This window comes from Agrobacterium sp. Azo12, assembly GCF_029193765.2.
Classification (GTDB): domain Bacteria; phylum Pseudomonadota; class Alphaproteobacteria; order Rhizobiales; family Rhizobiaceae; genus Agrobacterium.
The window spans coordinates 827182-851172 of sequence record NZ_JARFYO020000003.1 but is presented as its reverse complement, the minus strand read 5'-3'; the positions used below and the strand labels follow the sequence as shown (position 1 = coordinate 851172).

Sequence of the window (23991 nt, the reverse complement as noted above, 5' to 3'; positions counted from 1 at the left end):
ATTCCTCATTCTGGATCGTAATAGCTCAGAGGTTTAGTGCGCGCCTTCGAGCTCGCCGCGCATCTTGCCGGTCAGAAACAGTTCGCCCAGTTCATCATGCGTGATGTCTGCCGGCTTGCCGTCCCAGATGACCTTGCCAAGGCGCAGGATGACTGCACGCTCAGCAACTTCCATGGCCTTCTTGGTGTTCTGCTCGACAAGCAGAATTGTCATTCCGGCCGCATGCAGGCGCAAAAGCTCATCAAAAACGATCCCGATTGCTGCCGGAGACAAACCGACCGATGGCTCGTCGACCAGAAGTACCTTCGGACGTTGCAACACGGCCATCGCCACTTCGAGCAGTTGCTGCTCACCGCCGGACATGTTGCCGGCAAGGGTTGAACGGCGTGTCTTAAGGATCGGGAAAAGATCGTAGACATAATCACGATCTGCCTTCACCTTGGCATCACGGATCGTGTAAGCCGCCATCTGCAGGTTCTCATCGACCGTCATGACCGGAAAATTGCAGCGTCCTTGCGGCACGAAGGAAACGCCCTCCCCCAGAATGGTCCGCGACTTTGCTCCGGCAATATCCTTGCCGCGCCAATTGATGCCTCCACCCTTAATTGTAGTCATGCCATAGAGCGTTTTGAGAAGAGTTGATTTACCGGCACCGTTGGGGCCCATGAGCGCCACGAACTGCCCTGCCGGTATATCGAGATCGACGCCGTTGAGAATGTCGAGATTACCATAGCCCGCCCGCAGATCACGGATCAGAAGATTGGAATTAGCCACCAAGATAGGCCTCCCTGACACGCTGGTCCTGAATGATGTCGTGTGGCGTGCCTTCAACAAGCTTGGCACCCTGGTCAAGCACGATGACGCGCTGACAAATGCTTGTCACGACATCGATATTGTGTTCGATGACAAGGAAACTGACGCCCAGTGATTTGTTTGCGTAGAGAATTGTTTCCACAACACGCTCGATGATCTTCGGATTGATACCGGCCATCGGCTCATCCAGCAGAATGAGTTTTGGCTCCGGCATCAGCATGGAGGCGAACTGGATAAGCTTTTGCTGCCCGCCAGAAAGGTTGCCTGCCTGCTGGTGGCGGACATCCCAAAGTCCTGCCATTTTGATCAGCTCCCGTGCCCGCTCACGAAGGCCATTGATGCGGCTCCTGGACAGTTTGCCTAACCCGAATGTCGAGGCAAGGGTCGGAAAGGAAAACATCTGACCGGCAATGATCAGGTTTTCTTCCACATCAAGAGACTTGAACGTTACCGTCTTTTGAAACGACCGTAGCATGCGGCCTTCGCGGGCAATCCTGTTCAACGACCAGCCGGTGATGTCCTGACGGTCAAGTATAACGGTTCCGGAATCCGGCTTAGCAAGACCGGTGCTGCAATCGAAAAAGGTCGATTTTCCAGAACCATTTGGACCGATCAGCCCGGCGATTTCTCCTCGATTGATATGCATGGAGACATCATTGACCGCGCGGACAGCACCATAGGATTTGCTGAGATTACGGATTTCGAGAATGGGCAGATGGCTTGTCACTTTGCACCCCCGATCGCATTCCAGAAACGGTTGATCAACGGCGCACAGCCATTCTTGAACCAGAACACCAGAACCAGCAGGCAGAGCCCATAGGCAATCATGCGCAGTTCAGGGGCGATCCGCAGCGCTTCGGTCAATCCGACAAACAGCAGGCTACCGAAAACCGTGCCGGAGATCATGCCGGCACCACCACCAAGCACGATGATCAGCATGGTTGTCGAATAATACATCTGGAAGGTCAGCGGGCTGACAACAGTGAGATAATAGGCGTAGAGGCAACCGCCGACACCGGCAAAAACCGCGCTGATCATGAAGACGATCAGCTTGTAACGCCATGTCGGTACACCCAGGGACTCCGCCAGGGTTTCATTCTCACGGATCGCTACCATGTTGCGACCGGCCGGGGAACGTACCAGCGCCCAGACGGCGAGTGTTGCCAGCACACCGATGGCAAGTGCCAGATAGTAGAAGTTGGTTGTACCGCTGACGGTGAACGACAAGGGCCCGAGTTCGAAATAAGGCTTGGGGATGCCCGACAGGCCCATATCGCCGCGTGTCAAGGAAATCCAGTTCTTCGAAATCGCCTGGCCAATGATGACGAAACCAAGCGTACACATCACAAAGGATGTCGAACGCAACCGCAGTGCCGGAATACCGAGCGGCAGTGCCAAGGCACCAGATACCAGGCCTGCAGCAATCAGGTTGACGTAAAACGGTGTTTCGTAGTGGACAGCCAGCAAGCCAGCTGTATAGGCACCGATACCGAAGAAGGCTGCCTGCGCAAGGGAAAGCAAACCGGTATAGCCCACCAGCAGGTTGAGCCCGTGTGCCGGCAACATGAAAATCAGCGCGATGATCAGCGCATGGGTGACGTAGCGTGTCCCAATGAACGGGAATACCAGCGCCAGGATGGTCAGGATAATGGCCAGTGGGATCCGCAGATCGCGTCGACGCAACTTACCTGCTGTTTCTGTGAGTGACATGTCTAGTCCTCAAAGTTCGAGTACATTCGGCGGGCGCGGCTATCAGAAGCGCGCCTGCGTCGAGAAGAGGCCATGCGGACGCCACATCAGCATCAAGATCAGTGTTGCAAAGCCGACGGTGTCTCTGAATTGCAGGCCGATATAAGTCGCGACGAGGCTTTCGGCGATGCCAAGGATCATAGCGGCAAACAGGGTACCGCGAACGTTTCCAAGACCGCCCATGATGATGATCGGGAGCGTCTTGAAGGTGATCAATTCGCCCATGCCACCATAAACGCTGACATTGACCGGGGCAGTCAGCACGCCAGACAGCGCGGCGAGAGCGGCACCGAGAACGAAGGTGCGCAGCACGACTTGCGGCACATCAATTCCAACGACCCCACAGCACTCCACGTTTTGAGATACAGCCCGCATCGCCATCCCCAAGCGGCTGTATGTCACCATCAGTTCAAGTCCGATGAACACCAAGATGCAGACGACGAGGACGATGATACGCTGCTGCGCAAGGCTGAAACCGAGGATGGAGACCGCTTCGATGTAACCTCCGGCGAAGAACTTGTAGCCGCCGCCAAAGATGAAGATGACAGCGTTTTGCAACACCAGCGCGATGCCGAGAGTGGCAAGCACCCCCGACTCCGGAGGTGCTCCCACCATGCGGCGCATGACCAATTGGCCGACGACGTAAGCGACGACAATTGTCGAGAGTACGCCGACAACGATCGAGGCTTCATAAGAAAGGCCAAGATAATCAATTGCAAACCAGGCCCCGAATGTGCCGAGCATGTAATATTCGCCGTGAGCGAAGTTAATGGCACGCAGCACGCCAAAGATCATGGTCATGCCGACGGCAACGATCGCGTAGACGGAACCAGTGACGATACCGTTTACGACCTGCTCAATGATAGTCGAGAGCATGGCTGTACCCTTTCTTCAGTATCAATTTGCAGGGTACTGGATTTCTGCTGTATAGGCGCCTTTGATGCTCGGGACACCATTTTCGATTTGGAGCAAAATCATTGGCAAGCGCGCCTGATTATGATCATCGAAAGTCACTTCGCCAACCGGACTTTGGTATTTGATCTTGGAGAGAACATCGCGGACTTTGACTTTGTCGGCTGAGCCAGCTTCCTTGATTGCCTTGGCAAGCAGATTGACCGTATCCCAGTGAACATAGGCGTGGTTGTTCGGGGCTTCGTTATAGGTCTTGGTAAACTCTTCGACGAATGCCTTGCTGGCCGGAGAGTCAAATTGCGGAAGCCATGCTGCCGCCTCCACAGCGCCTTCCATTGCCTTAGGAGCGGATTTGATGGTTTTTTCGGTATTGAATTCACCATTGCCGATCAGTGTCACCTTACCGGCCAAGCCAAGCTCCAGCATCTGACGAGCAATGATCGGCGTGGTATCTGCCAAACCATAAAGGATTATTGCTTCTGCGCCATTATCACGGATCTTCGCGAGAACACTCCGGAAGTCGACTTCGCCCTCTTTGTAATAATCTTCGCTCAGAATTTCGCCTTTGAAATCAGGCAGATATTTCTTTGTGAATGTGATGGCAGAACGGCCATAATCGCTATCGACCGAGAGCACTGCGAATTTGGTGAAACCGCGTTGCTGTGCGGCATATTTTGCGACGATCAGTGCACGATTTTCATCGGTCGGGTAATTGCGGAAAGTCCATTTGAAACCGCCAACGCCCGCCTGATACGTGATCTTCGGGTTGGATGACGCTGCGTTCAACAAGAGCACTTCGGCATCCTCAGCAACCGGCTGCATCGCCAGTGTTACAGAGCTGGATACGTCGCCAATGATAAAATCTACGCCATCCTGGTCGATCAGGCGACGGGTCGCAGAAACACCTTCAACGGGTGTTCCCTGGCTGTCTGCGCTGAAAAGTTCAATCTTGGCACCGTCGATGCCTCCAGCATCGTTAATATCTTTCACGGCAAGCTGAGCACCGTTCAACGAGAAACCGCCATAACGGGCATTTGGGCCGCTCATCGGAGCAACAATGCCGAGTTTAATCGTGTCAGCTGCTTGGGCCGCCGAAGACATGAATTGTGCCGGGCCAACCGCGGAAACAACCGCTGCGGAAACTAAAAGTAATCTGCGAGTTATGTTGTGTGTCATGTTCCCACTCCGTTTTCGGATTTATCTGTTCCGGCCCAGGCCGGGCGGTTTGCCGCTTTTGCGGTTTGTCTTGACCAATCTTACGCTGATCTTTCAAGCAGAGTAGGTTCATCTCCCCGGGTTTTGCCAACACAAGTCTATTCTGCCGCTATAGCGTTTCGTTATGGCGATATTTTTCGGCATCCAAGGTGGAAGTAAGCTCGCCAACATTTGCATGCCACCGGTGCAAGCAGATGCCTACTAGTTCCCCTCAACTTGCTTATTTTACAGGCAACAAAGTTATTGGAGAACGATCATGAAATTTCGTGAAAAGCTTAAGAAAATGGTTCAAAATCGCCGCGCATTCCGCGAACAGTCGTCGCTCGACGATCGCACATTGGAAGATCTTGGTGTATCGCGTTCGAACATTCTCGCGGTCGTAGAAGGTCGTTTTTGAACTTCGAAATGGCCAAAATGGTGAATTTTGTCTCAGTTGACGCCATTCTTCACGGGGCGAACGATCGCCCCCTTGTCGTAAATCGCAATTTTTATGGCACCCATGTGTGGAAACGTAATGACCAGAGTTTCAACTTTTTGTGGCGACGTTGTTGGTGAATTTATCTAGAGTGGTAGTCAATAATCTGGAGGAGCTCGTCAACGGGCGATGCCATATTCGTATCGGCTTGACTCAAATAGTTATGCTTGGCATACATATCGCGGCCCTATACGCGGGCCGGTGTGCCCGCCACGCAAAGCTATGTCAGCGTTTTATTTCTGAAGTGTCACTCCATGCCAACTGGCAGGACCTGACCATTAGCGGGCACATGGTCGGATCATTTCAGGATATGGATATGACCGAGACAACAAAATTTAACAGCCTTAAGCATCTTGCTAAGCAATACGCGCGCGCTAAACGGATCACGCAAAACCAAGCGCTCAACTTGGTTGCGGAGAAACTGGGTTTCGCCGCGTGGACCAAACTCGTCTCAGCTCACAAGGGGAATTGGATACCCAGTTTTGAACAGATGGCTGGCGTCGAAGCCTTCGTGGCAGATGCATTCCCGAAAGCAGATTTTCAAGCCGGGCACCCCGACGCGATGGCTCGCCGGTCGGCTTATTTGGATAACGCTGAGCATGGCATGATTGGCGATCACCCGTATCGCCTTCTCGTGGCTTTGCACGACATCCTCATGGTCGGAGACGGGTGGAGCATCAAGGTGCGAGAAAACCCCAGCGCGCGGCCAATCGTCCAGACAGTTGCCGAAGACGATGGACAATGCCCTGTGTTTGACCCGGTGTTCCTCCACAAAGCACTCAGCTTGGCGCGAGATCGCGCTGATCGGGTTCGTGGCGGAATCTCTACGGATTGGCCCCGACGCTCCACGAAACCCGACCATGACGGCGTTGTTCGTCACCCCCTCTGGGGCGATGCGTCTGCTGTCTGGTACTGCCTACATTGCGATGGAAAAATCACTGGTTCTCAGATCGCTCAGAACCTTTGGCATTGCCCAGGTTGCGGCGCATCCCCACTCGACATCTTCAACACGGCGTTCTGGTGTGAGGATGAGGGAAAATCTCTGCCGCCAGTGAAAACCGACGGAGCCAATCACAATGACAAACCTGATTTCCGGGTTGTCGATGACAGACCCAAACTTGAGCTGACTGCGGAGAGGATCACTTTGCTCATTCGAAGCGCCTTGCTTGATGATGCGACCAACGTAAGTGAAAAGCTGGGGGCGCTTCATGCCGAAATCACTGTTGATGACGACAATGACGTGTGGATCTCACTTGAGGAAGACTTGTGGCCTTGCGACAAAGAGCCGGCCCAGGCCGTGAGAGTTGCGGCACAGTTAGGCATTGAGGTAGCACTCGAATGCATGGTTTCAGAGATACCGTTCGCTTGGCCAGGGCTGGGTGAACTAACTTCTAGCACAAGTGAATATACGCAACTGATGCTGGACGCATACGCCCAATATAGTCGTTCCGACGATAAAAAATCATAGAACTGCTGCGACCAGCTTTCCTGCTCGGCAGGGGAGTTGGTCGCATTTGAAGTTACCCTCCATGGAAACACGTGGTCGGGTGATCGCCACGACGCACGTGCATTTAGCGACCTATCCATCGTGTGGTGGCAGTGGGAAAGATAGCTCTTGAAGGGACCTGAACCACTGGCCGTCATTATTTTGGTCCGTGCGTTGCGGTAAGCTGCTGGGAACTTCGGAAATATTCAACGCTCGCGTCAAACGGCTGGTTCCTGTAGAGCGAGAACAGCTAAGTGGATGGCAGAAAACCTTCGGAGGCGATACTGACCACCTTGCAGCCCGTTGGCGTTTTGCTGCGGCCCATTCGAAAGTAATCGTTGCTACTCAAGGTTCCCCGTGAAAGCATAAATGTCACCTTCTTACGAATTTTCGCAGTTCTGCGATATCTTTCGGTTTGGTGCCGGGACACCAATTATGCGACTGACGCGGTTGAAGCGCGCCCCTGAACAGGCTCGCATACGATAACTGATCCTCGACGGCCCGAGTTCATGAACCACTTTGAAACAAAACGGCAAAGTAGAGCCGCCCCCTCCTTCTCCAGCGTCGCTCAGTAATTGAAGCGTCGTCACGGCGGGTCACGCTTCTTATTAATCTGCCAGATGTGAAATTGAAGGCACCTGAATAACCCTTCAAAAACTCGCGCCGTGCACGATATGTTCTTGTGCACGAGGGCAAATCCTGGCATTGTGACAAAAAAATGCCCAGCGAGGATTGCATGGCCGATTCGACCACCGAATTTTCTAGACTACGTCAGGTGGTCGGGATTTCTCTAGAGGAGCTAGCTCCCATTGTTGGCTTTAGCCTTTCAACTCTTTACCGGTGGGAGCGAGGGAAGCAGGAGCCGAGGCAGGCTGCAATGGTGGTGCTGCAGGGTCTACTGAATGCCCGTGCACAGATCGTCAATGATGACCCCACATTCACGTTTATCGACCTGTTTGCAGGTATTGGGGGACTGCGACGTGGATTCGATCAAATCGGAGGAAAGTGCGTGTTCACGTCCGAGTGGGATAAATACTCACAGGCGACGTACAAGGCCAATTATCGTGGCGATAGCCATGAAGTTCAGGGCGACATCACGAAAGTTGATGCCGCCGATATTCCCTCACATGACGTGCTTCTCGCCGGTTTTCCATGCCAACCTTTCAGTATCGCCGGTGTCAGCAAGAAAAACGCACTCGGGAGGGCGCATGGTTTCGCAGATGAAACGCAGGGGACCCTGTTCTTTGACGTTGCCCGTATCATCAAACACCACCGGCCCAAGGCTTTCCTCTTGGAGAATGTCAAAAATCTAGTGAATCACGATAAGGGTCGCACGTTCGCTGTGATAATGAAAACACTGAAAGAAGAGTTGGGGTATGAAGTCGAGGCGCGTGTTCTTGATGCGAAAGGATATGTGCCCCAGCATCGCGAGCGGATCTTTATCGTCGGTTTCCGTAAAGACCTCGGTGTAGGTTTTTCATTTAACGATTTCGAGATGCCTGATCGTTTTTCTGGTCCCAAGCTCAAGACCATACTGCATCCAGAAGACGGATCAGAAGGTCCAGACAAACATTATACGCTCGGTAACATAGGTAGCGTATCTGAGCGCTACATCCTTACAGATCATCTTTGGAAGTATCTCAGGGAGTACGCTGCAAAGCATGCAGCAGCTGGGAACGGTTTCGGCTATGGCCTCGTGGGGCAGGAAGATGTCGCGCGCACTTTGTCCGCACGTTATTACAAGGATGGTTCCGAAATTCTGGTGGATCGCGGATATGCAAAAAATCCCCGTCGGCTCACGCCCAGAGAATGTGCTCGCCTTATGGGATTCGATGAACCGGGCAAGGCCGAGTTTGTAATTCCTGTCAGCGATACGCAGGCTTACCGACAGTTCGGAAACAGCGTGGTCGTACCTGTCGTCAAGGCAGTAGCGAACCACATGTTGCCATTCATTGAACAAGCACTCGCCATGTCCGCCGGAGAGCATCTTAAGCTTAGGGCATGATTGAGTTGGCTTTATACACCACCCCAGATTTTTGCCGGATGACTTGACATGACGGATGTCGTGGATCCTGCGACTCGCAGCCGTATGATGTCGGGTATCCGTGGTAAGAACACGAAACCTGAGATCGCTGTAAGACTGGGCCTGCATGCGCTTGGTTTCCGTTACAGGTTGCATCCGAAACAGATTCCCGGAAAGCCTGATTTATGGCTACCCAAATACACTGCAGCCATATTCGTCCATGGTTGCTTCTGGCATGGGCATGATTGCTCTCTTTTTAAAATGCCGGCCATCCGTGAGGATTTTTGGAAAGCAAAAATCAGCGCGAATCGCGCTAGAGATGTACGGGTGAATGAGTTGCTCGCATTTCGCAACTTACGTCGGCTTGAAATATGGGAATGTGCGTTTCGGGGGCCGGGCCGCATCGGACTCGACAAGACCCTCGACCAAGCAGCCAAGTGGTTGCGAGGGACAGAACTTAGGGGCGAGATACGGGGGACACGGTAAATGATGGAGTTGGTTGACTGGCTGAATAAATACAGCGGTCGGGATTATACATGGTACATCAAACGGCTTAGTGGAAACGACACCCTTGCCAATAAGACAAACCAGGCTGGTCCCTACATTCCCAAAGAACTGCTGTTCGAGGTGTTTCCCAGCTTAGCCCGTATCGATATAGAACGCCCAGATCTTTGGTTCGAGGTCTATATCGATAGTCACGCTGACGCCCGTCGTATTCGCGCGGTCTACTACAATAGCAAGCGTTTCAAAAACCAAAGCAATGGTAGAGACGAGACCCGATTGACAAACTGGGGTGGTAGCGAATCGGCTCTACTTGATCCGGAAAGCACTGGCGCTCTGACAGTATTCGCCTTCGCAAAAGCATCTTCTCAACCAGAATGTCACGTGTGGGTATGCCGACATGAAACGGAGGAGGACCTTGTCGAGGACCGAATAGGCCCTATTGAACCCGGAAAGACCGTAATTCAGCCAGTTGGCGGCACGTTTCAGACGAACTCCATAACGTCTCCCGTGCGGGCCAATTGCTGGCTTGTGCCTGCAGAAATCCCACCGGGTTGGTTGGCAAAATTTCCCAGTGGTGCAGAGATCATTGCCAAGGCTGCAGAACTCCAGTCGCACGATAGCCTGATGCCAGATAAGCGCCTGATGAAGCGACGCAATTGTGAGTACGAAATTTTCCGCAGTATCGAGGAAACAATCGAGCTACCGCTTATCAAGGCTGGCTTCAGTGACATTGATGGTTTCATAGCTAGGGCGCAAACCATCCTCCAGCGTCGCAAGTCACGCGCGGGCCGCTCGCTCGAGCTGCATGCACGCGAGATTTTCACAGAGGAGAAGCTTGTCGAAGGAAGAGATTTCTCACATCAGCCAGAATCTGAGCCTGGCAAATCACCTGACTTTCTTTTCCCCTCCGAGACGGCCTACAAGGATCCGCTCTTTCCTCAGGAAAAGCTGCGGATGCTAGCCGTCAAGACTACGATGAAGGATCGCTGGCGTCAGATCCTCAATGAAGCAAATCGCGTTGAACAAAAGCATCTGCTGACGTTGCAGGAAGGTATTTCGGAAACCCAGTTCAAGGAGATGATGGACGCAAAAGTCACTTTGGTCGTGCCACAGCCTATCATCGAAAAATTTCCCTTATCGGTTCAACCGCATCTCCAGACACTTGAATCGTTTATCGGAGATATTAGGCTGCTACAGATATGATTTTTACAAGCCATTTTAATTATTCGCCTACGTCGCGACGATAGCCGCAAGATAATCTGACATGTCGACGCATATCACGTAATTCTATTGTGAAATGTCCAACCTTGAACGGTCAGTAGAACCTCGTTTCATCCGTTACATTGTGGGCCAGTAGCGGTTTGGGCTGTCCATGACTTTGAAATGACGAGTTAACTGAGGCTTCGATTTTCACGTCTGCTCCGCAAACGTCAACAAGATAGTTAAGGGCTTTATGAGATCAGAAGAACGTCTTGCAATCATGAAGCTGGTCAGAATACGGACACTTTCCTGTTGGCAGAGCCGCGACATTTCCAGTGATCGTTCCAGCGCGGCAATCTGTCCGAGCCGAAGTTCACGCGGCCCGGCGTCCATCGGAGCATTCTTTCTCCTCTCAAGCGCCAGTTCACGATTGCGGCACTCCTCCTGCCAATGAAAATTTAACCTCGACTGTAGAGAGCCGAAAAGTGGAGAAATGATAGACTTGGCCTGATAATCCAGCTCTTCGACCTTGTTGCTAATCATGTCGATCTGTTGACGCCTAATTGCGCTAACGATCTCTGGCTTTAACAGCGGTCTGACAGGTAAACGCCCTTTGGCGCATCGGACATTCGTGCCAAATACCAGCGGCCCCAAGAGGGTATTGATTTGATCAGTAGCTACATCTGTCCATTCCCCCGCTTTCTCATAAGATGCGACTTTGCAGAGTTGTGCGGACACATTCAAGCGAACCCAACGTTGAGCCGCGCGCGCCATGAAATGTAAGGACAGTCGATCCCCCGTCAGCCCCTCGCGCTGAGCATGTGTCGCAGCAGTTGCGAGAATTGCTTTGGCAGCTGGAGACCATAGCGCCGGGAGCATTTCGTCAGGGAATGGATCAAAGTCCGCCACGGTGACCATTGTAGGGGGCTGCCCTTTCACCGGGTGTCCCTCGGGAAGTGTAACAGTGGAATGAACGACGGGCTGGGCTCTCCCGAACATCTTCTGGCCTTCGGAAATGTATCCCTCAACCAGTGCATCGTGAAGCAGGTTGCCATGATCGAGAAAGTGAAGAGGTCGTGCGGCGTCTTCACCGGCATCTGTGACTACAGTTTTTCGTGGCGGTGACTGTATCCGGGAGCGGTGGATAATATAGGGCTGATGATCGGACATCCAGTTCTCGGTTCTGAGACCGGGAAGGGTAAAAGGTATGTAGGTCGGGCGCCCTCTCCCGTTTGGCCGATAGTACCAGAACGTTCCGAACCGAAAATCGGGATACTCACTGTCAGACCGGGTTCCAATTTCAAAGTCACCTGATCTGGTAATGGTCTCGAGCCAAGAGCGCATCGCACCCTCCGAATTCTCGATCTGCCCATATAACTTTCTCTTCAGCATCGCCGGTTGAACGACAGGCCGTTTTTGCCAGGCTTCGAAGTAGGCAATTGCGTTCTCTGTAGTAAACGGGTCCAGATCCTGTAGAGAGGTGACAAGGCCGGTAGATGCAGGGTTTATCTTGGCAAGACCTGCGGGCGCAGCGCGGCGGATGGCGGCCTGTGACATGACTTCATACACGGCTTTCCGTTCATCATCAGACAGCGGCGGCAACGGCGCGTCAAAAACCCCCAACTGCGACGCAACATCGGCAATCGCCGCCTCCTGGGCTCCCTCGTGCACAAGTTGCCATATGCGAACCTGTCTTTGCCGTCTCCCGCGCCTGGATCCCGAGTCCAGTCGGTCAACGCGCCCTATCAACTGGTCGATGCTCTCCATTTCCCAAGGGATCGAATAAAATACAACCCGGCTTGCCGCGTGATGCAAGTTCAGACCTGCCTGCACCCAGTCCCCGACAAGGAGCAATCGGGTTGAGCCATCCAGAAACGGCGCGAGTGTTTCCTGGACCTCGCGTAAGTTCGTAACCGCCTCAGTTTCTCCAGTGGCCGGCCGCCTCAGAATTCCAATGCGATCCGTCAGATCAGGGAAATAACGCGGGAGGGCGGTTCGCAGCATGTCAATTGTCGGGTTGTCCCCACAAACAATGATGAAGGCTTTTGTCGAGTCTTTTTGCCACTCTTCGGACAGAAGGTCCAGCAACGCCTCAAGTCTGCTGTCACCGGGGTCATCAAGGGATGCAGAACGAGCGCGCTCCGCTTTTTGACCCAGCGCTCCGCCTTGGCTGGCAATCTCTGACAGAACATCTCTTGCTGCCCTGGCACTTCTTTGTAAGGCGCGTACAGACGTCCACGGTCGACCTTGTATATCCCCGCTGCGGTCATTGCCCACAAGCAAATCCGCAGCAATTTCATGACGTTCACGTTCCGCCGCCAGTGGCTGGATGAGGACCTGTGTGTTGCGCCTTACCGGGAGGTAGGCTCCCCAGCCATCTCTGCCATTCCTGATAACCCTGCGCGTTGCTGCAAACTGCAAATAGGTTCCGGAAGGATCCAGATCCTGTCGTGAATGCGCCTGAGACTCACGGTCAGACAGAATGTCTGCGATCGCGCGATCTTCAAAGCGGGCCCTGAAGGCGGCCGCCGGCTCGACCATCCGCATGATCAGATCACGCCATGCTGTATCGCCCAGTCTCGGTGTTGCCGAAAGGACAAGTACTTGACGGAAGCCATCCGCAGCTTGAGAGATAGTTTGTACAATCTCCCTCGGCATGGTCTGGGGCTCGTCAACAACAAGCAAATCAAACTTGCGGCCATCGAGCTCTACGACCCGCTCGGCGTCTCCTGTATGACGAACAAGATCACGAGGCCTTGCGAGCAAAACCGGCGTCTTTTCGGAATCATCATCAGAGACGACACCTGCCAGTGCTGGCATGACATGACCACGTATCCAGCATTCCTCCTGCCACTGCGCGAGCAGGTTATCAGGCGCGACAATCAATGTTCGATGCTTTGGATATTGCCATCTGAGCGCGTTCATTATCATCAGTGCCTGAACCGTCTTGCCGAGGCCTACCTCGTCAGAAAGAAGGTGGCGGACATCTGCGTCAGAAAGCACGCGGTGCACCGTCGCGATCTGATGAGGTAACGGATCAGCCGCGACACCCAAGGCACCTCCCATCGCGATCCCCAGCGCTTCAGTTCGACGCCTCAGGGCCTGAACGCAATTCACGAAACGTAGGTAGTGATCCATCACGCCAGGCTTTCTTCAGTGAAATCCAGTCTCGACAGCTTTCGCCTCAGGGCTGCGTATCGCACCGCCCTCGCCGTTTGCATGTCGGAAAGGCTCTTTGCCAGATATCGCTGCCATTCTCCCGCCTCGATAAGACTGCGGGGTGAGATCCACAGCTCCAGGATTGCGCGGAGTTCCGGCCGCCCTATCCAGCGCAGTCCTGGTCGACGAAAAGCGTCGACATGGCAGCTGTCGAGCAGATCGATGATCTCATCCTCAGTCGCTGTTTCGTAAGAAAATGTGGAAAGCGACTCCCACCTCGGGCTTGGAAGGACAAGCGCTTGGAACATCGACAGACGAGGGATGTCGCGCGCGCGCTCCAGTGCAAGCAACCACGTGCGAGCGTCGCGCGTCATGTCAGGTTCTTCAAAGGCATCGCGACCCTCGTCAAGCATCTGCTTGCGCAGATCATCGTAGGCTTCGATGACAGCGAGATCGAGTTCGCCTCCGAGGTCGTCACTCCATTCGGCTATCGCGGTCTCGTGATCCTGGATTGCCTGATGGAGGCGCATCCTGATCCTTCGAGCAAGAAAGTCAGCATCAGGCGAGCGAACAACCGATGGCAGATCATCGCCGGACAACAGACCGTGTTGTTCCGCACTGACGTAGAGTGCGCCAGCGGGCGATAGGACTGAAAGATTCAGGCGCTCTTCGATCTGTCGCCACTTGTCCCCACAGAGGAGACCCACCAGACCGGCTTCAAGGCTGTCAGCACCTTTATGCTGCAACCAATGAGCAACCGGATCACCGGCCTCTGCAAGGCGCCAGGCAAGATAGGCGCCTGTCATCTCAGCGAGACCGGGAACACCATCCCTCGAGGATGCGTCTCTCACTGCGCGAGGAGCTTGCGGCTGAACGTAAGCCATCTGCCCCAAACGAAACACGTTCTTCTCACGAAGAATCTTGCCTGCTCCGAGAGCTCCCCAGTTTTCACTATCAGGGAGAAGCAGCGTAAGTTCATCTTTTGTAGCAGTTGACTTTGACGGAAACAGCTTTGAAAGCGTTGCCACCCGCGAGGCGACCTCCCGCTCGCTGTGCTGCGCTTGGCTCCACGACCGGCGGTGCTCATCGTAGAGGAAAAGATGTGTCGTCGGCTGAAGCACAAACTGCTCTGCTAGCACCCCTTCCAGACGTACCTGCATCCGCGCGGCCGCAGCAGACGCAATGCCTCGCTTTGTTAGCGATGTTCTCAGATCCCTGAGCAGCGGCATGCGTCCAGCGATGTGGACTGGCAACCGGTCTAACGTGTCTTCCGATACGAGATCTTCTTCACCCGCCACCATAAGTCTGATCTGGACCGCAACATTTTCAAGTGGAAGAGGCGCGCGGATCCGGATTTCCAGTGTTCCTTCCATCAGGTCGGCAAGCGTGGCACCAACGGGATGGAGGGCAATACTCGCCGCGTCGATGTCAGGCGGATCGACCATCCAGAACGGCAAGTGGGAAGCCTCATCAAAACCTTCCGGACCTACTGTATGCTCTCCGGTCTCAGGCATGAATACTGCCCATTCGCATCCATCAATTGCCAGACAGTCGTTCGCCGTAGCATTCTGATCAAGTACCAGCGCTGTCTGATTGGATGTTTTTCTTGCCAATAGAGGAAAGCCGGTCGCGAAATGACCGCCGGCCCCTGCCATAGGCAATCCCGACAAGACGATGGGCCGTCCACTACGCACACTCAGACCGTGCTTTCTGAGTATCTCGACATCGTTGGTCGAAGATGCGTCAAGCCTCTGGATGACAGACAGGCCGTTGCCGTCATTGCGGATCCTGACAATCTTTGAATCTTGCGCGATCTGCTCACCGTGCATTAGCGCAACGGCTGCTTGCGTTTCTTTCTCCAGCCGGAAAAATTCTGTCTGTTCGGGCTGCAGGCCGTCTAGGAGCTGTGCGGCCTGTGACGACAGGGCTGTCGTTACATGGCCGCGCTGCAAAGGTGAATCGGGCCAATCTGCGGTCGTACCGAGATCCAGCTCTCCCCCCGCTAGAAAGTGGCGAAGGTGGATGACGTCCCGTGACATCGTAGTCCCGAGAACATCTCCCTGCAGTCGCAGGGTAGCGACAACATGATCACGAAGTTCAGCAGTCAGGACAGGCCCTCTTACTGAAAGCCTGACGACGATATCGCCGTCGAGCGCAACCAGGAATCTCGACGCCGGAACTTCAGCCTGCCGCCCGGATCTTCGCGCTGTCAGGCGCCTCGCTTCGCCGATAGCCCTCCGTGACTCGACATCGCGACGCACGTCTGCGTCCAGCCGGCGGACAAACGTTTCGGTAAGCCAGCCATCTGCAGCGGGATCAAGCAGTCGCGCCATCACCTCGCGCGACAGATCGCTTCGCTGCAACCAGTTTTCAAAACGTCGACCCGACTGCCCGGATGCTAAATTGCGGACATAGCCGAGAAGAGTATCCTTGTTGTCCGGGGAGATACCGGCCCGGACAGCGGCTCTTAAAGCCGAGGCGAGCGGCCCTTGCACCTCAAGGGGAACTGCTGCATTTCCGATCGGCCAGGAAATATGTGGGAAATGTTGCTCCCAAGGACTGTCACCGGGTCGGGCAAGGCCAAAATTCCGATGCCCCAATTCAAAGAGTTGCGAGAGATTTACTGGAGAAATTGATCGTGGATCAAGGTCAAGATCCTGCGTAAGTAATGGCCAGAAATCGGTGCCAGTTCCCCGGTATCTGTAACCTACTTCAGCAGCGAGCACGACGAGTGGTAGGTAGCTGACACCCCAACTCACGCCTACAAGATTCGGATCTATTTCAAGCTGTCTCGATACCTGCCGACGGAGCATTTGCAAGGCATCAGCGTCGAGGCCGTGCTCGATCGCGAAAACCGGCAGACCTGAGCGATCAACTGACAGTTGCCTGAAGCGATCACCCAACGATTTATGGCAATCCTTCAGGTTAGCATCAACCGGCATGGGAGAATTCCAACAACAACAAATTGGCGACGAGTAACAATTTGCGTGTCCTGCAACTGAAATTCATTGACGCGAATCACTCATGCAGACAATCTTTGCAATGTGTGGTTGTTGAGTAAAGGCCTTGGAATTAAAATCGTATTACTTTGCCGGACTGGATAAAATCTACAAGGACAATGACTTCGACCGGGGCATTATTGCCGATCTTGTTCGCGCGATGGTCAGAGCTCGAAGAGGCGTCAGCAGATATTCTGTTTGCGAATGGATATCGGGTTTCATTGGTGAAAATCATCGTGCGGCCTGCCGGCTGGTTATTGAAACCGTTATCGATGTACTCTGCGGAGCCGGGGATATTGGCACCGGGCTCGTTCATGGTGAGAAAGTTCTTATCGCTGTGCCGCACCGGCGCATTGCGCTGCCAGATGGTCGGGTCATTGGGCTTGGCGATCATGGAGAAGTTGTTGATCGCGGACGTCACGAGCTATTCCCGACAGTCTCTGGACAGGCCACCGCGACACTTCTTGACTTGCTTGAAACACGGCGAACGACAACAGAGGCGATCCCGTCACGCTTTCTGACCGCTGACGGCCAAGTCTCTTCTAACGAGGTAGTTCCGTTGGAAACTATCATCCTGCTTTCGCTCTGCGGAAGCTTCAATCCGAGCTTGGGCTCTTGGTCGATAGGGGAGGATAATGCTTTGTTCCTGCGAGACTGGTGCGGTGTGCCGTCGCAGAAAGAACCAAGAACCGAATATGCGCCAGATAGGGAGCAGCTGCTTGTAGCGGCGGCTGGCGGTAATGAGCGCATTGTGGTGGAGGCAGGACCAGGTGCCGGCAAGACGAACACTGCTGCAGAGCGCGTGATGAGGCTTATAGAGGAAGGATTAGCGCCTTCCCGGATTGTTCTGTTAAGTTTTACCCGTGTTGCAGTCGCCGAGCTGAGAGAGAGGATCAAAAATCGCCTTTCGTCCATCCCGGGCGTCGCAATGGTGCAGATACATACATTCGATTCATATGCTGCACGACTACTTGTGGCCGTCGGCGGAAGAATGGCAGGCGCTCATGATACGACCGTTCAGGCCGCGGCGAGTCTTCTGCGAACGCGAGACCCCCTTGTGGGAAATCTCATCGACCCGCTTGAACACGTAATCATCGACGAGGCGCAGGACCTTGTCGGATCGCGAAAGGCGTTTTGTGAAGCACTGATCAACAAAGTCCATCCGAAATGCGGCGTAACAGTATTAGGGGACTTTGCCCAAGCGATCTACGGATACCAAAGCTCCCGGAGCGAGAGCGATACGCTTCTTGATCATGTCCAGCAGTTATCAGAATTTCGCATGATGCGGATATCGACGGATCACCGCGCCAGAACTGACAGTCTTCGGTCATTCTTCCGGTCAGCCCGCGATTTTCTTCGCGATCACGACCCTGTAACCCGGAACAAATATTTCGAACTCCGTGACCTGATTGAAAAAAGCGCCTCGGAGACACGGATTCGCGACTACACCGTACACCCGTCAACATCCCGCGGCCTGATCCTCACCCGGTACCGGTCGAGCCTTCTTGAAGCCGCAGAAGCGATGCGCATGAAGAAAAGGCCCTTTCGCATCCGACTTAACGACAGGCCGTTGCGTATCGAACCTTGGATTGGCGCCTGCCTCGGTGGACTGGATCCGGATACAAGAATCAACAGAGAAACATTCGGCCAGATGTATGCAGGCTACCGAGACTCGATTTCCCGATCGCCTGATGAATGCTGGGAGATCCTGCGCGAGCTCGACGACACAGGTCGCAGCGAGCTTGCCGTTGGCCGAATCGCCGAGGGGCTTGAATACCCACCACCAGACCTAATCAGTGATTATGAGGGAACGTCCGGACCGCTTCTGTCGACCGTACATTCCATTAAAGGGCGGCAGTCAGATCGTGTCCTGGTGCTGTTTAACGCGGAACGTCGGGAGGAAGGTGTTGACTGGTCAGAGGAGGCACGCATCCTCTATGTAGCGGCCACGCGTGCCAGCGATGAGCTTCGTACGGGATGGGCGCCCACAGGTCGCTTCTACACAGCCGGGTCTCCCGAACGACACTGGCGGGCGCGACGGGATTATCGAGAGATTGAAATCGGTCTTGAGGGGGACCTCATCGAATGGAGCAGATTTATGAAATCTGGCCACTGTGCCCCTCCACAAGTTGTCTTCGACTCCATCTGGCGTGCGTCAGCTGATCGATTGACTGCCGATGCCGTGCCAATCAGCAGTGACCAGTTACTGGTTCGGTTGCATACCGACGGAACGCCGATTGGCATACTTGGCCAGCAATTTACTGACGTGCTTCGAGAGATAATCAAGGCTCCGGAAGAGTCCGCACTGCCGGAGGTATCCGGGATTTCAATTACAGGGGCCACAACAGTTGTGGTGCCTGGAACAGCCACGAGGGAGTCATCCCTGGCACTGATGCCCTTGCTGGGTGGCTTCGCCAAAGTTTCGGGATGAATTTAAAGGGGGGACAACTATGTCCGATGCGCGAGACACACTAATTGACCGGATGAAAGCGGATCTGATGGGTCCGCAGGCACCCGAAGAGGTGATATCTGACCGTCCTACCGATCGCTACCTTACCGGCATCCTCTTTCCGCCGAGAACGGCGATCCCCGCCGAAGAGGACGATGAGGCGGCTGAGAGTGAGGATGCGGAGATCAACGGCACTGCCCTTGATAGCGTAAAGGCCGCGTCCACCTTTCGCCCGAGCACAGCTGGCCTGTCCTTTGCAATAGCGTCTGCGGGAGACAATCCTTTTCTGAGGATCCGGGTTGATGGTGCTCGCTACGTCGAGCACGAGGCAAAAGAAGATAAGGAGCCCGAGACACGAAAGCAGCAGAACTGGAAAAGAGACCCGCGATGCGCCGAGATCCTTGTTGACCTCCATGTTGCGTCGCAACCGGGCTTTCCCGGAATAAACCTCGGCGACAAAGGGCAACCGGGTGTAACGCTTCATTTTCGGATCGCACCATGGAAATCATTCTTGCTGGTCACGCTAGCCATCAGCAACGACGCCTGCCCGTCAGAGAAGGTCAGTCGTTCTGCTAATGAGAAAGCCGCGCTTTTTCAGGTAAAGATGACGGTGTGGTGTGAGGCCGATTGCAGCTTCGTGCCGAAACCGGCTCCCGCGAGCGCGCCGGATCTGGACGATGAAGATCGATCGAGTTCTGCCCTGTTGTATCGTCAGGCCCAGCAATGGGCGGTGGGGCATACATGTTCGGCAATCTGGGATGAACCGACTGGCGGTACCGTAGGTTGGATTTCCACGAGCTGGTTTCCGGAATCAACCGTATACGTTGTCAGCGCAAGCGGTGCTGGCACCTTTCGGGGAGGTTCCGTTGACAAAATTCTGTCCGCATTCGCCTTGGCAGAAACAGATGATAAAAATCTGGTCTCGGGACTGAACTCATTCGTCGATGCCTACGGCGACTGGATAACAGAGGCTGAAGGCCGGGTCCCCGATCTGCCGACGAGTCTCGCTGGACAGGGCGATGTTCACATGCGCACCTGCCGTACTGCGGAAAATCGCATGCGTTCGGGGATCGACCTTCTCCGCTCGGACGAAAATGCGCTGGCGGCTTTCCGTCTGGCCAACGCTGCCATGGCGCTTCAATATTCCTGGCGGAGTGACGCCAGCCCGGACGGACTGAAATGGCGACCCTTCCAGTTGGGCTTCGCCCTTCTATGCCTATCTTCGATCGCGCGGACTGAGGATGAAGACCGGGAGACCATGGACCTGCTCTGGTTCCCAACGGGTGGTGGTAAAACTGAAGCATATCTACTGCTGACCGCATTCACTATCTTTCTTCGCAGACTCCGGGCAAAGGGCGATCCGGCTGGAAGTGGTGTTACAACCTTCATGCGTTATACGCTTCGCCTTCTCACGGTTCAGCAGTTCGAGCGCGCCGCAGCTCTCGTGCTCGCGTGCGAAATGATCCGGAAAGGTAGGGCAAAAGCCGGTGCTGCAGAGGTTCCTTCGCACTTCGCTACCGACACACCGATTTCGCTCGGCTTGTGGGTGGGTCAGGGCGCCACTCCGAATTTCGTCAAGGATGCCGAGGCAGCCCTCTTTCCCGAAAGCGAGAACTCTCCAGCGCAGCTTCGCGCCTGCCCGTGCTGCCACGGGACGCTCGACTGGAGGGTTGCTCGGGACCGCAGCTGCGTAGAAGTGCGATGCGAGACCACGGGATGCGCCGTTTCTTCCGGTATGGAGCGCCTGCCGGTGTGGACAGTCGATGAAGATGTCTACAACAGGCAGCCAACCTTGGTGATTGGCACCGTGGACAAATATGCGCAGATCACCCGTAATCAGCACACTGGCAAGCTGTTCGGGATCGGTACTCCCGCAGCGCCGCCGGATCTTATCATACAGGACGAATTGCACCTTATCTCCGGGCCGCTTGGAAGCTTGGCAGGTCTTTATGAAACCGCTGTTGACGAACTTTGCCGTACGTCCGACGGGCGTCGCGCCAAGGTTATTGGCTCAACCGCAACAATCCGGCGCGCATCCCAACAGATTCGCGCGCTTTTCGACAGAACCTCCTTCCAGTTTCCGCCACCCGGTTTGGACTACAGTGACTCGGGATTTGCCGTCGAGGACAGGACGCTACCCGGACGTAGGTATGTCGGGATCAGTACAGTCGGCCGGTCTGCCAAATTCACCCAGCAAGCCGTCTCAGCTACTCTGCTGCAGGCTACGACGGATCCGGCAATCCAAGATCATGTCCGTGACGGCTACTGGACACTGATCAACTACTTTAACTCTTTGCGTGAGCTCGGCGGCGCACTCGTTCTGATGCGTGATGACGTGACGAGGAGCATTGGCGACTATGCTGCACGCAGCGCTGGCGAGACTGAACGCCTTACCGACAACCAGATCGAGCTTACCAGCCGGGTCCGGTCAAACGACATCCCCCGATATCTCAAAAATCTGGAGCGTGGCTGGCAGGATGAAGAGCATGTCGATATCGTGCTCGCGAGCAATATGATTTCTGTTGGAATGGACGTATCACGGCTCGGACTTATGCTTGTGAACGGACAGCCAAAGACAATCGCCGAATACATCCAGGCGACCAGCCGCGTTGGTCGAGATCGGCGCTGGCCGGGGCTTGTGGTCACCCTCTTCAACGCGGCAAAGTCCCGGGATCGAAGCCGCTACGAGACGTTCGCAAGCTGGCATAACAGTCTCTACAGAGAGGTCGAAGCGACAAGCGTTACCCCCTTCGCCCCGCGCGCCAGAGACAGGGCGTTACACGCTCCCTTCGTTGCACTGGTTCGTCATCTTGTGGCCGGCATGGCAGATCCCGGAGCGATTGACGATCACCAGAGAGAAGCGGAAGCCTTGCTGGAACGCATCGTCGAACGCGTACGCAGAATTGATCCCGGTGAAGCAGACGCATCACGAGAGCAACTGGATGAGTTCCTGAATGACTGGTTCGATTTCCAAGGGCTCAAGTCATACTGGGACGATTACAACCCCGCTCTTCTGACCTCCGCCGAAACCGCTGCAGCCCGGGGAAACAAAAGCCGGTATCGGTACCAGAGGCCCACACCCAACAGCCTTCGCTCAGTTGAGGCATCGACTCCATTTGTACTGGTCGAACAGGCCCGCAGCAGAGAGGACAGACAATGAAACCAATCGGGAACATCAGACGGAGCCAAGTCCTTTCAGGCAACGGACCGGGTGCCATTATCGACTTTCGCGGAGACGGAGGCGCGCCACTTTCTGTTGTCGCTGCGGGGCTCGAGGCGTGGGATCAGTTTTCAGCCCGGCAAGGGCTATTGAACGACCAGCGCATCTCGCACGAACCACTTCAGGCTCGACTGGGCGTTCGAGGATTTCGCCTTCCTCCTGTGGGCCAGGAGCGGGTGAACAATGTAAATCGTGACCGGCTATTACCAGCCTACCGGTTTCCCGACTGGCATGTGTGCCCTAAATGCGAGCTTCTACAACGTAGTCACTCGTGGGGAAAGGAAACCGATCGGCCCGAACTTTTCTGCTCTGCCTGCAGTACGGGTCGCGGGCGACGAGCCAAAAAAGCATTTGTTGTCCCAGTCAGATTTGTGGTCACCTGCCTTGATGGACATCTCCAGGACTTCCCGTGGGCATCCTGGCCTCGCCATGCCGAAGGGTGCCGCAGGAAACCGCTAAAGCTCAAGGGCGCCGGGTCCGGCCTAAAGGGATTGCGGGTTCACTGCACCGAATGCGCGGCAGAAAGAGATCTTGATGGAGCGTTGAGCCCCGGCACGCTCAAATCCATGAAGATTCGCTGCGATGGTCTTCAACCTTGGCTCAAGGGCGAGGGTTGCGAGTGTACAAACGAGCCCGTAGCCATTCAGCGTGGCGCGTCCAACGCCTATTTTCCGGTTATTGCCTCAGCACTAGATGTGCCGCCGTTCGGTGGTTCGTTTCGCGACGACCTTGAGCGGTTTTGGGACGACCTGAAGGAGCTTGACGATCCGGAACAGCTGCCCCGCTATGTCCGTCAAAAAATCCATCCTGAATGGCCGGATCGATCTGTGACAGCGGATCAGCTTACCGCGAAGATAAAGACCTTGCTGACAATACTGTCGAGCGACTCAGCCGATCTCCGCCTGAACGAGCACATGATGCTTTGCTCTGGGCCTCGACGGGACGAAGAATTTCCAGAGTTCAAGATCAATCCTCAGCGGGTCCCCGCCTCACTTGAGACCTACTTTTCCAACCTAGTCTCGGTCGACAGACTTCGTGAGGTTCGTGCACTGCGCGGTTTCACGCGTCTGAGCCCGGCAGAGGCCGAGGATCGGAATGCAAAAATCGCTCCCTTGTCTCGCGAAAAGCTGAACTGGCTCCCTGCAGTGGAGGTTCGTGGAGAGGGTATCTTTCTGAATTTCGCTCCGGACAGCGTGAGTGAATGGGAAAATAAAGAGGAGGTCAAAGCTCGCGCTGCCGCAGCTCATGCGGCCGCCAAACGCGCCTGGGAGGAGCATAATGGCTCGGACCGCCCATTTCCAATGGAAATTTCACCGAGATTTCTTCTTGTTCATACAACGGCTCATGCGGTGGCCGAGCGTCTGTCGCTCGACAGCGGATATTCGACTGCCTCGATACGCGAGCGGCTTTATGTATCTTCGGGGCAAGGCGGGATGTGCGGTTTCCTGCTTTACACTTCGGCCCCTGACGCAGACGGGACGCTGGGCGGTCTTTCGCGCAAAGGGCGAGCGAACGAGCTGGAGCCGGTACTTCTCGCAGCGCTTCGCGATATGGAGTGGTGCTCCTCCGACCCGCTCTGCAGCACCGGCATCCTGTCTTTGTCTGAGGGATCCGGATCTGCTGCGTGTCATTGCTGCGCCTTCGTACCGGAGACTTCGTGCGAGCATTTTAATCGCCATCTCGATCGGAGTCTGCTCGTAGGCACTCCCCAGAATCCGTCACTCGGCTTCTTCCGCAAACTCTTGGAAAAAGGGAACTGAAATGGCTCGCATGCATCCAAAGACACT

General features: G+C 54.8%; 15 protein-coding genes. 8 read left to right on the top strand and 7 right to left on the bottom strand.

Annotated features, from left to right (window positions below; genetic code table 11):
- Positions 1 to 33: 33 nt before the first annotated feature.
- From PYL13_RS25865 to PYL13_RS25845, 5 genes are read right to left on the bottom strand one after another with little or no spacing between them, the layout of a single operon-like run.
- A complete protein-coding gene (locus PYL13_RS25865; protein WP_275642802.1) occupies positions 34 to 777 on the bottom strand; it encodes a branched-chain amino acid ABC transporter ATP-binding protein in 744 nt (247 codons plus the stop codon).
- Positions 767 to 1540 carry an ABC transporter ATP-binding protein gene (locus PYL13_RS25860; RefSeq protein ID WP_275642801.1) on the bottom strand — a complete coding sequence of 258 codons (774 nt, stop codon included), beginning with the start codon at positions 1538 to 1540 and terminating at the stop codon, positions 767 to 769. Before PYL13_RS25860 ends, PYL13_RS25865 begins: the two co-directional genes overlap by 11 nt.
- A complete protein-coding gene (locus tag PYL13_RS25855) occupies positions 1537 to 2523 on the bottom strand; it encodes a branched-chain amino acid ABC transporter permease (protein WP_275642800.1) in 987 nt (328 codons plus the stop codon). Before PYL13_RS25855 ends, PYL13_RS25860 begins: the two co-directional genes overlap by 4 nt.
- A 42-nt stretch (positions 2524 to 2565) precedes the next feature.
- A complete protein-coding gene (locus PYL13_RS25850) occupies positions 2566 to 3438 on the bottom strand; it encodes a branched-chain amino acid ABC transporter permease (RefSeq protein WP_275642799.1) in 873 nt (290 codons plus the stop codon).
- A 21-nt stretch (positions 3439 to 3459) separates the two neighbouring features.
- Entirely contained in the window at positions 3460 to 4650 is a 1191-nt protein-coding gene (locus PYL13_RS25845; protein WP_275642798.1) for an ABC transporter substrate-binding protein, read from the bottom strand.
- A 295-nt stretch (positions 4651 to 4945) separates the two neighbouring features.
- Here PYL13_RS25845 and PYL13_RS25840 point away from each other — a divergent pair, with 295 nt between their 5' ends.
- From PYL13_RS25840 to PYL13_RS25820, 5 genes are all read left to right on the top strand, one after another.
- The gene (locus tag PYL13_RS25840) at positions 4946 to 5086 is read left to right on the top strand and encodes a DUF1127 domain-containing protein (protein ID WP_275642797.1); all 141 of its coding nucleotides are present in this window, start codon (positions 4946 to 4948) and stop codon (positions 5084 to 5086) included.
- 394 nt (positions 5087 to 5480) lie between these two features.
- Positions 5481 to 6632 carry a hypothetical protein gene (locus tag PYL13_RS25835; protein WP_275642796.1) on the top strand — a complete coding sequence of 384 codons (1152 nt, stop codon included), beginning with the start codon at positions 5481 to 5483 and terminating at the stop codon, positions 6630 to 6632.
- A gap of 754 nt (positions 6633 to 7386) precedes the next feature.
- Entirely contained in the window at positions 7387 to 8655 is a 1269-nt protein-coding gene (dcm, locus tag PYL13_RS25830; RefSeq protein ID WP_275642795.1) for a DNA (cytosine-5-)-methyltransferase, read from the top strand.
- A gap of 48 nt (positions 8656 to 8703) precedes the next feature.
- Complete coding sequence (locus tag PYL13_RS25825; RefSeq protein WP_275642794.1) at positions 8704 to 9159, top strand: very short patch repair endonuclease; 456 nt, start codon at positions 8704 to 8706, stop codon at positions 9157 to 9159.
- The gene (locus PYL13_RS25820) at positions 9160 to 10380 is read left to right on the top strand and encodes a type II restriction endonuclease (protein ID WP_275642793.1); all 1221 of its coding nucleotides are present in this window, start codon (positions 9160 to 9162) and stop codon (positions 10378 to 10380) included. It abuts the gene before it with no gap.
- Positions 10381 to 10587: 207 nt separating this feature from the next.
- Here PYL13_RS25820 and PYL13_RS25815 read toward each other — a convergent pair whose 3' ends face one another.
- Positions 10588 to 13515: a DEAD/DEAH box helicase gene (locus PYL13_RS25815; protein ID WP_275643074.1), complete on the bottom strand. Its 2928-nt coding sequence runs from the start codon at positions 13513 to 13515 to the stop codon at positions 10588 to 10590.
- On the bottom strand, positions 13515 to 16478 hold the full coding sequence (locus tag PYL13_RS25810; RefSeq protein WP_275642792.1) for a hypothetical protein: 2964 nt from the start codon (positions 16476 to 16478) through the stop codon (positions 13515 to 13517). Before PYL13_RS25810 ends, PYL13_RS25815 begins: the two co-directional genes overlap by 1 nt.
- 124 nt (positions 16479 to 16602) lie before the next feature.
- On the opposite strand from PYL13_RS25810, the gene PYL13_RS25805 reads away from it, so the two are divergent.
- Genes PYL13_RS25805 through drmB form a run of 3 tightly spaced genes read left to right on the top strand, consistent with a single transcriptional unit; the run spans position 16603 to position 23964 of the window.
- Positions 16603 to 18966, top strand: coding sequence for a UvrD-helicase domain-containing protein (locus tag PYL13_RS25805; RefSeq protein WP_275642791.1), 2364 nt, complete (start codon positions 16603 to 16605; stop codon positions 18964 to 18966).
- Between the two features lie 19 nt (positions 18967 to 18985).
- Positions 18986 to 22144, top strand: coding sequence for a DNA/RNA helicase (locus PYL13_RS25800; RefSeq protein WP_275642790.1), 3159 nt, complete (start codon positions 18986 to 18988; stop codon positions 22142 to 22144).
- Positions 22141 to 23964, top strand: a complete 1824-nt coding sequence (gene drmB / locus PYL13_RS25795) for a DUF1998 domain-containing protein (protein ID WP_275642789.1) — start codon at positions 22141 to 22143, stop codon at positions 23962 to 23964. The genes PYL13_RS25800 and drmB overlap by 4 nt, the downstream gene beginning before the upstream one ends.
- Positions 23965 to 23991 lie beyond the last annotated feature (27 nt).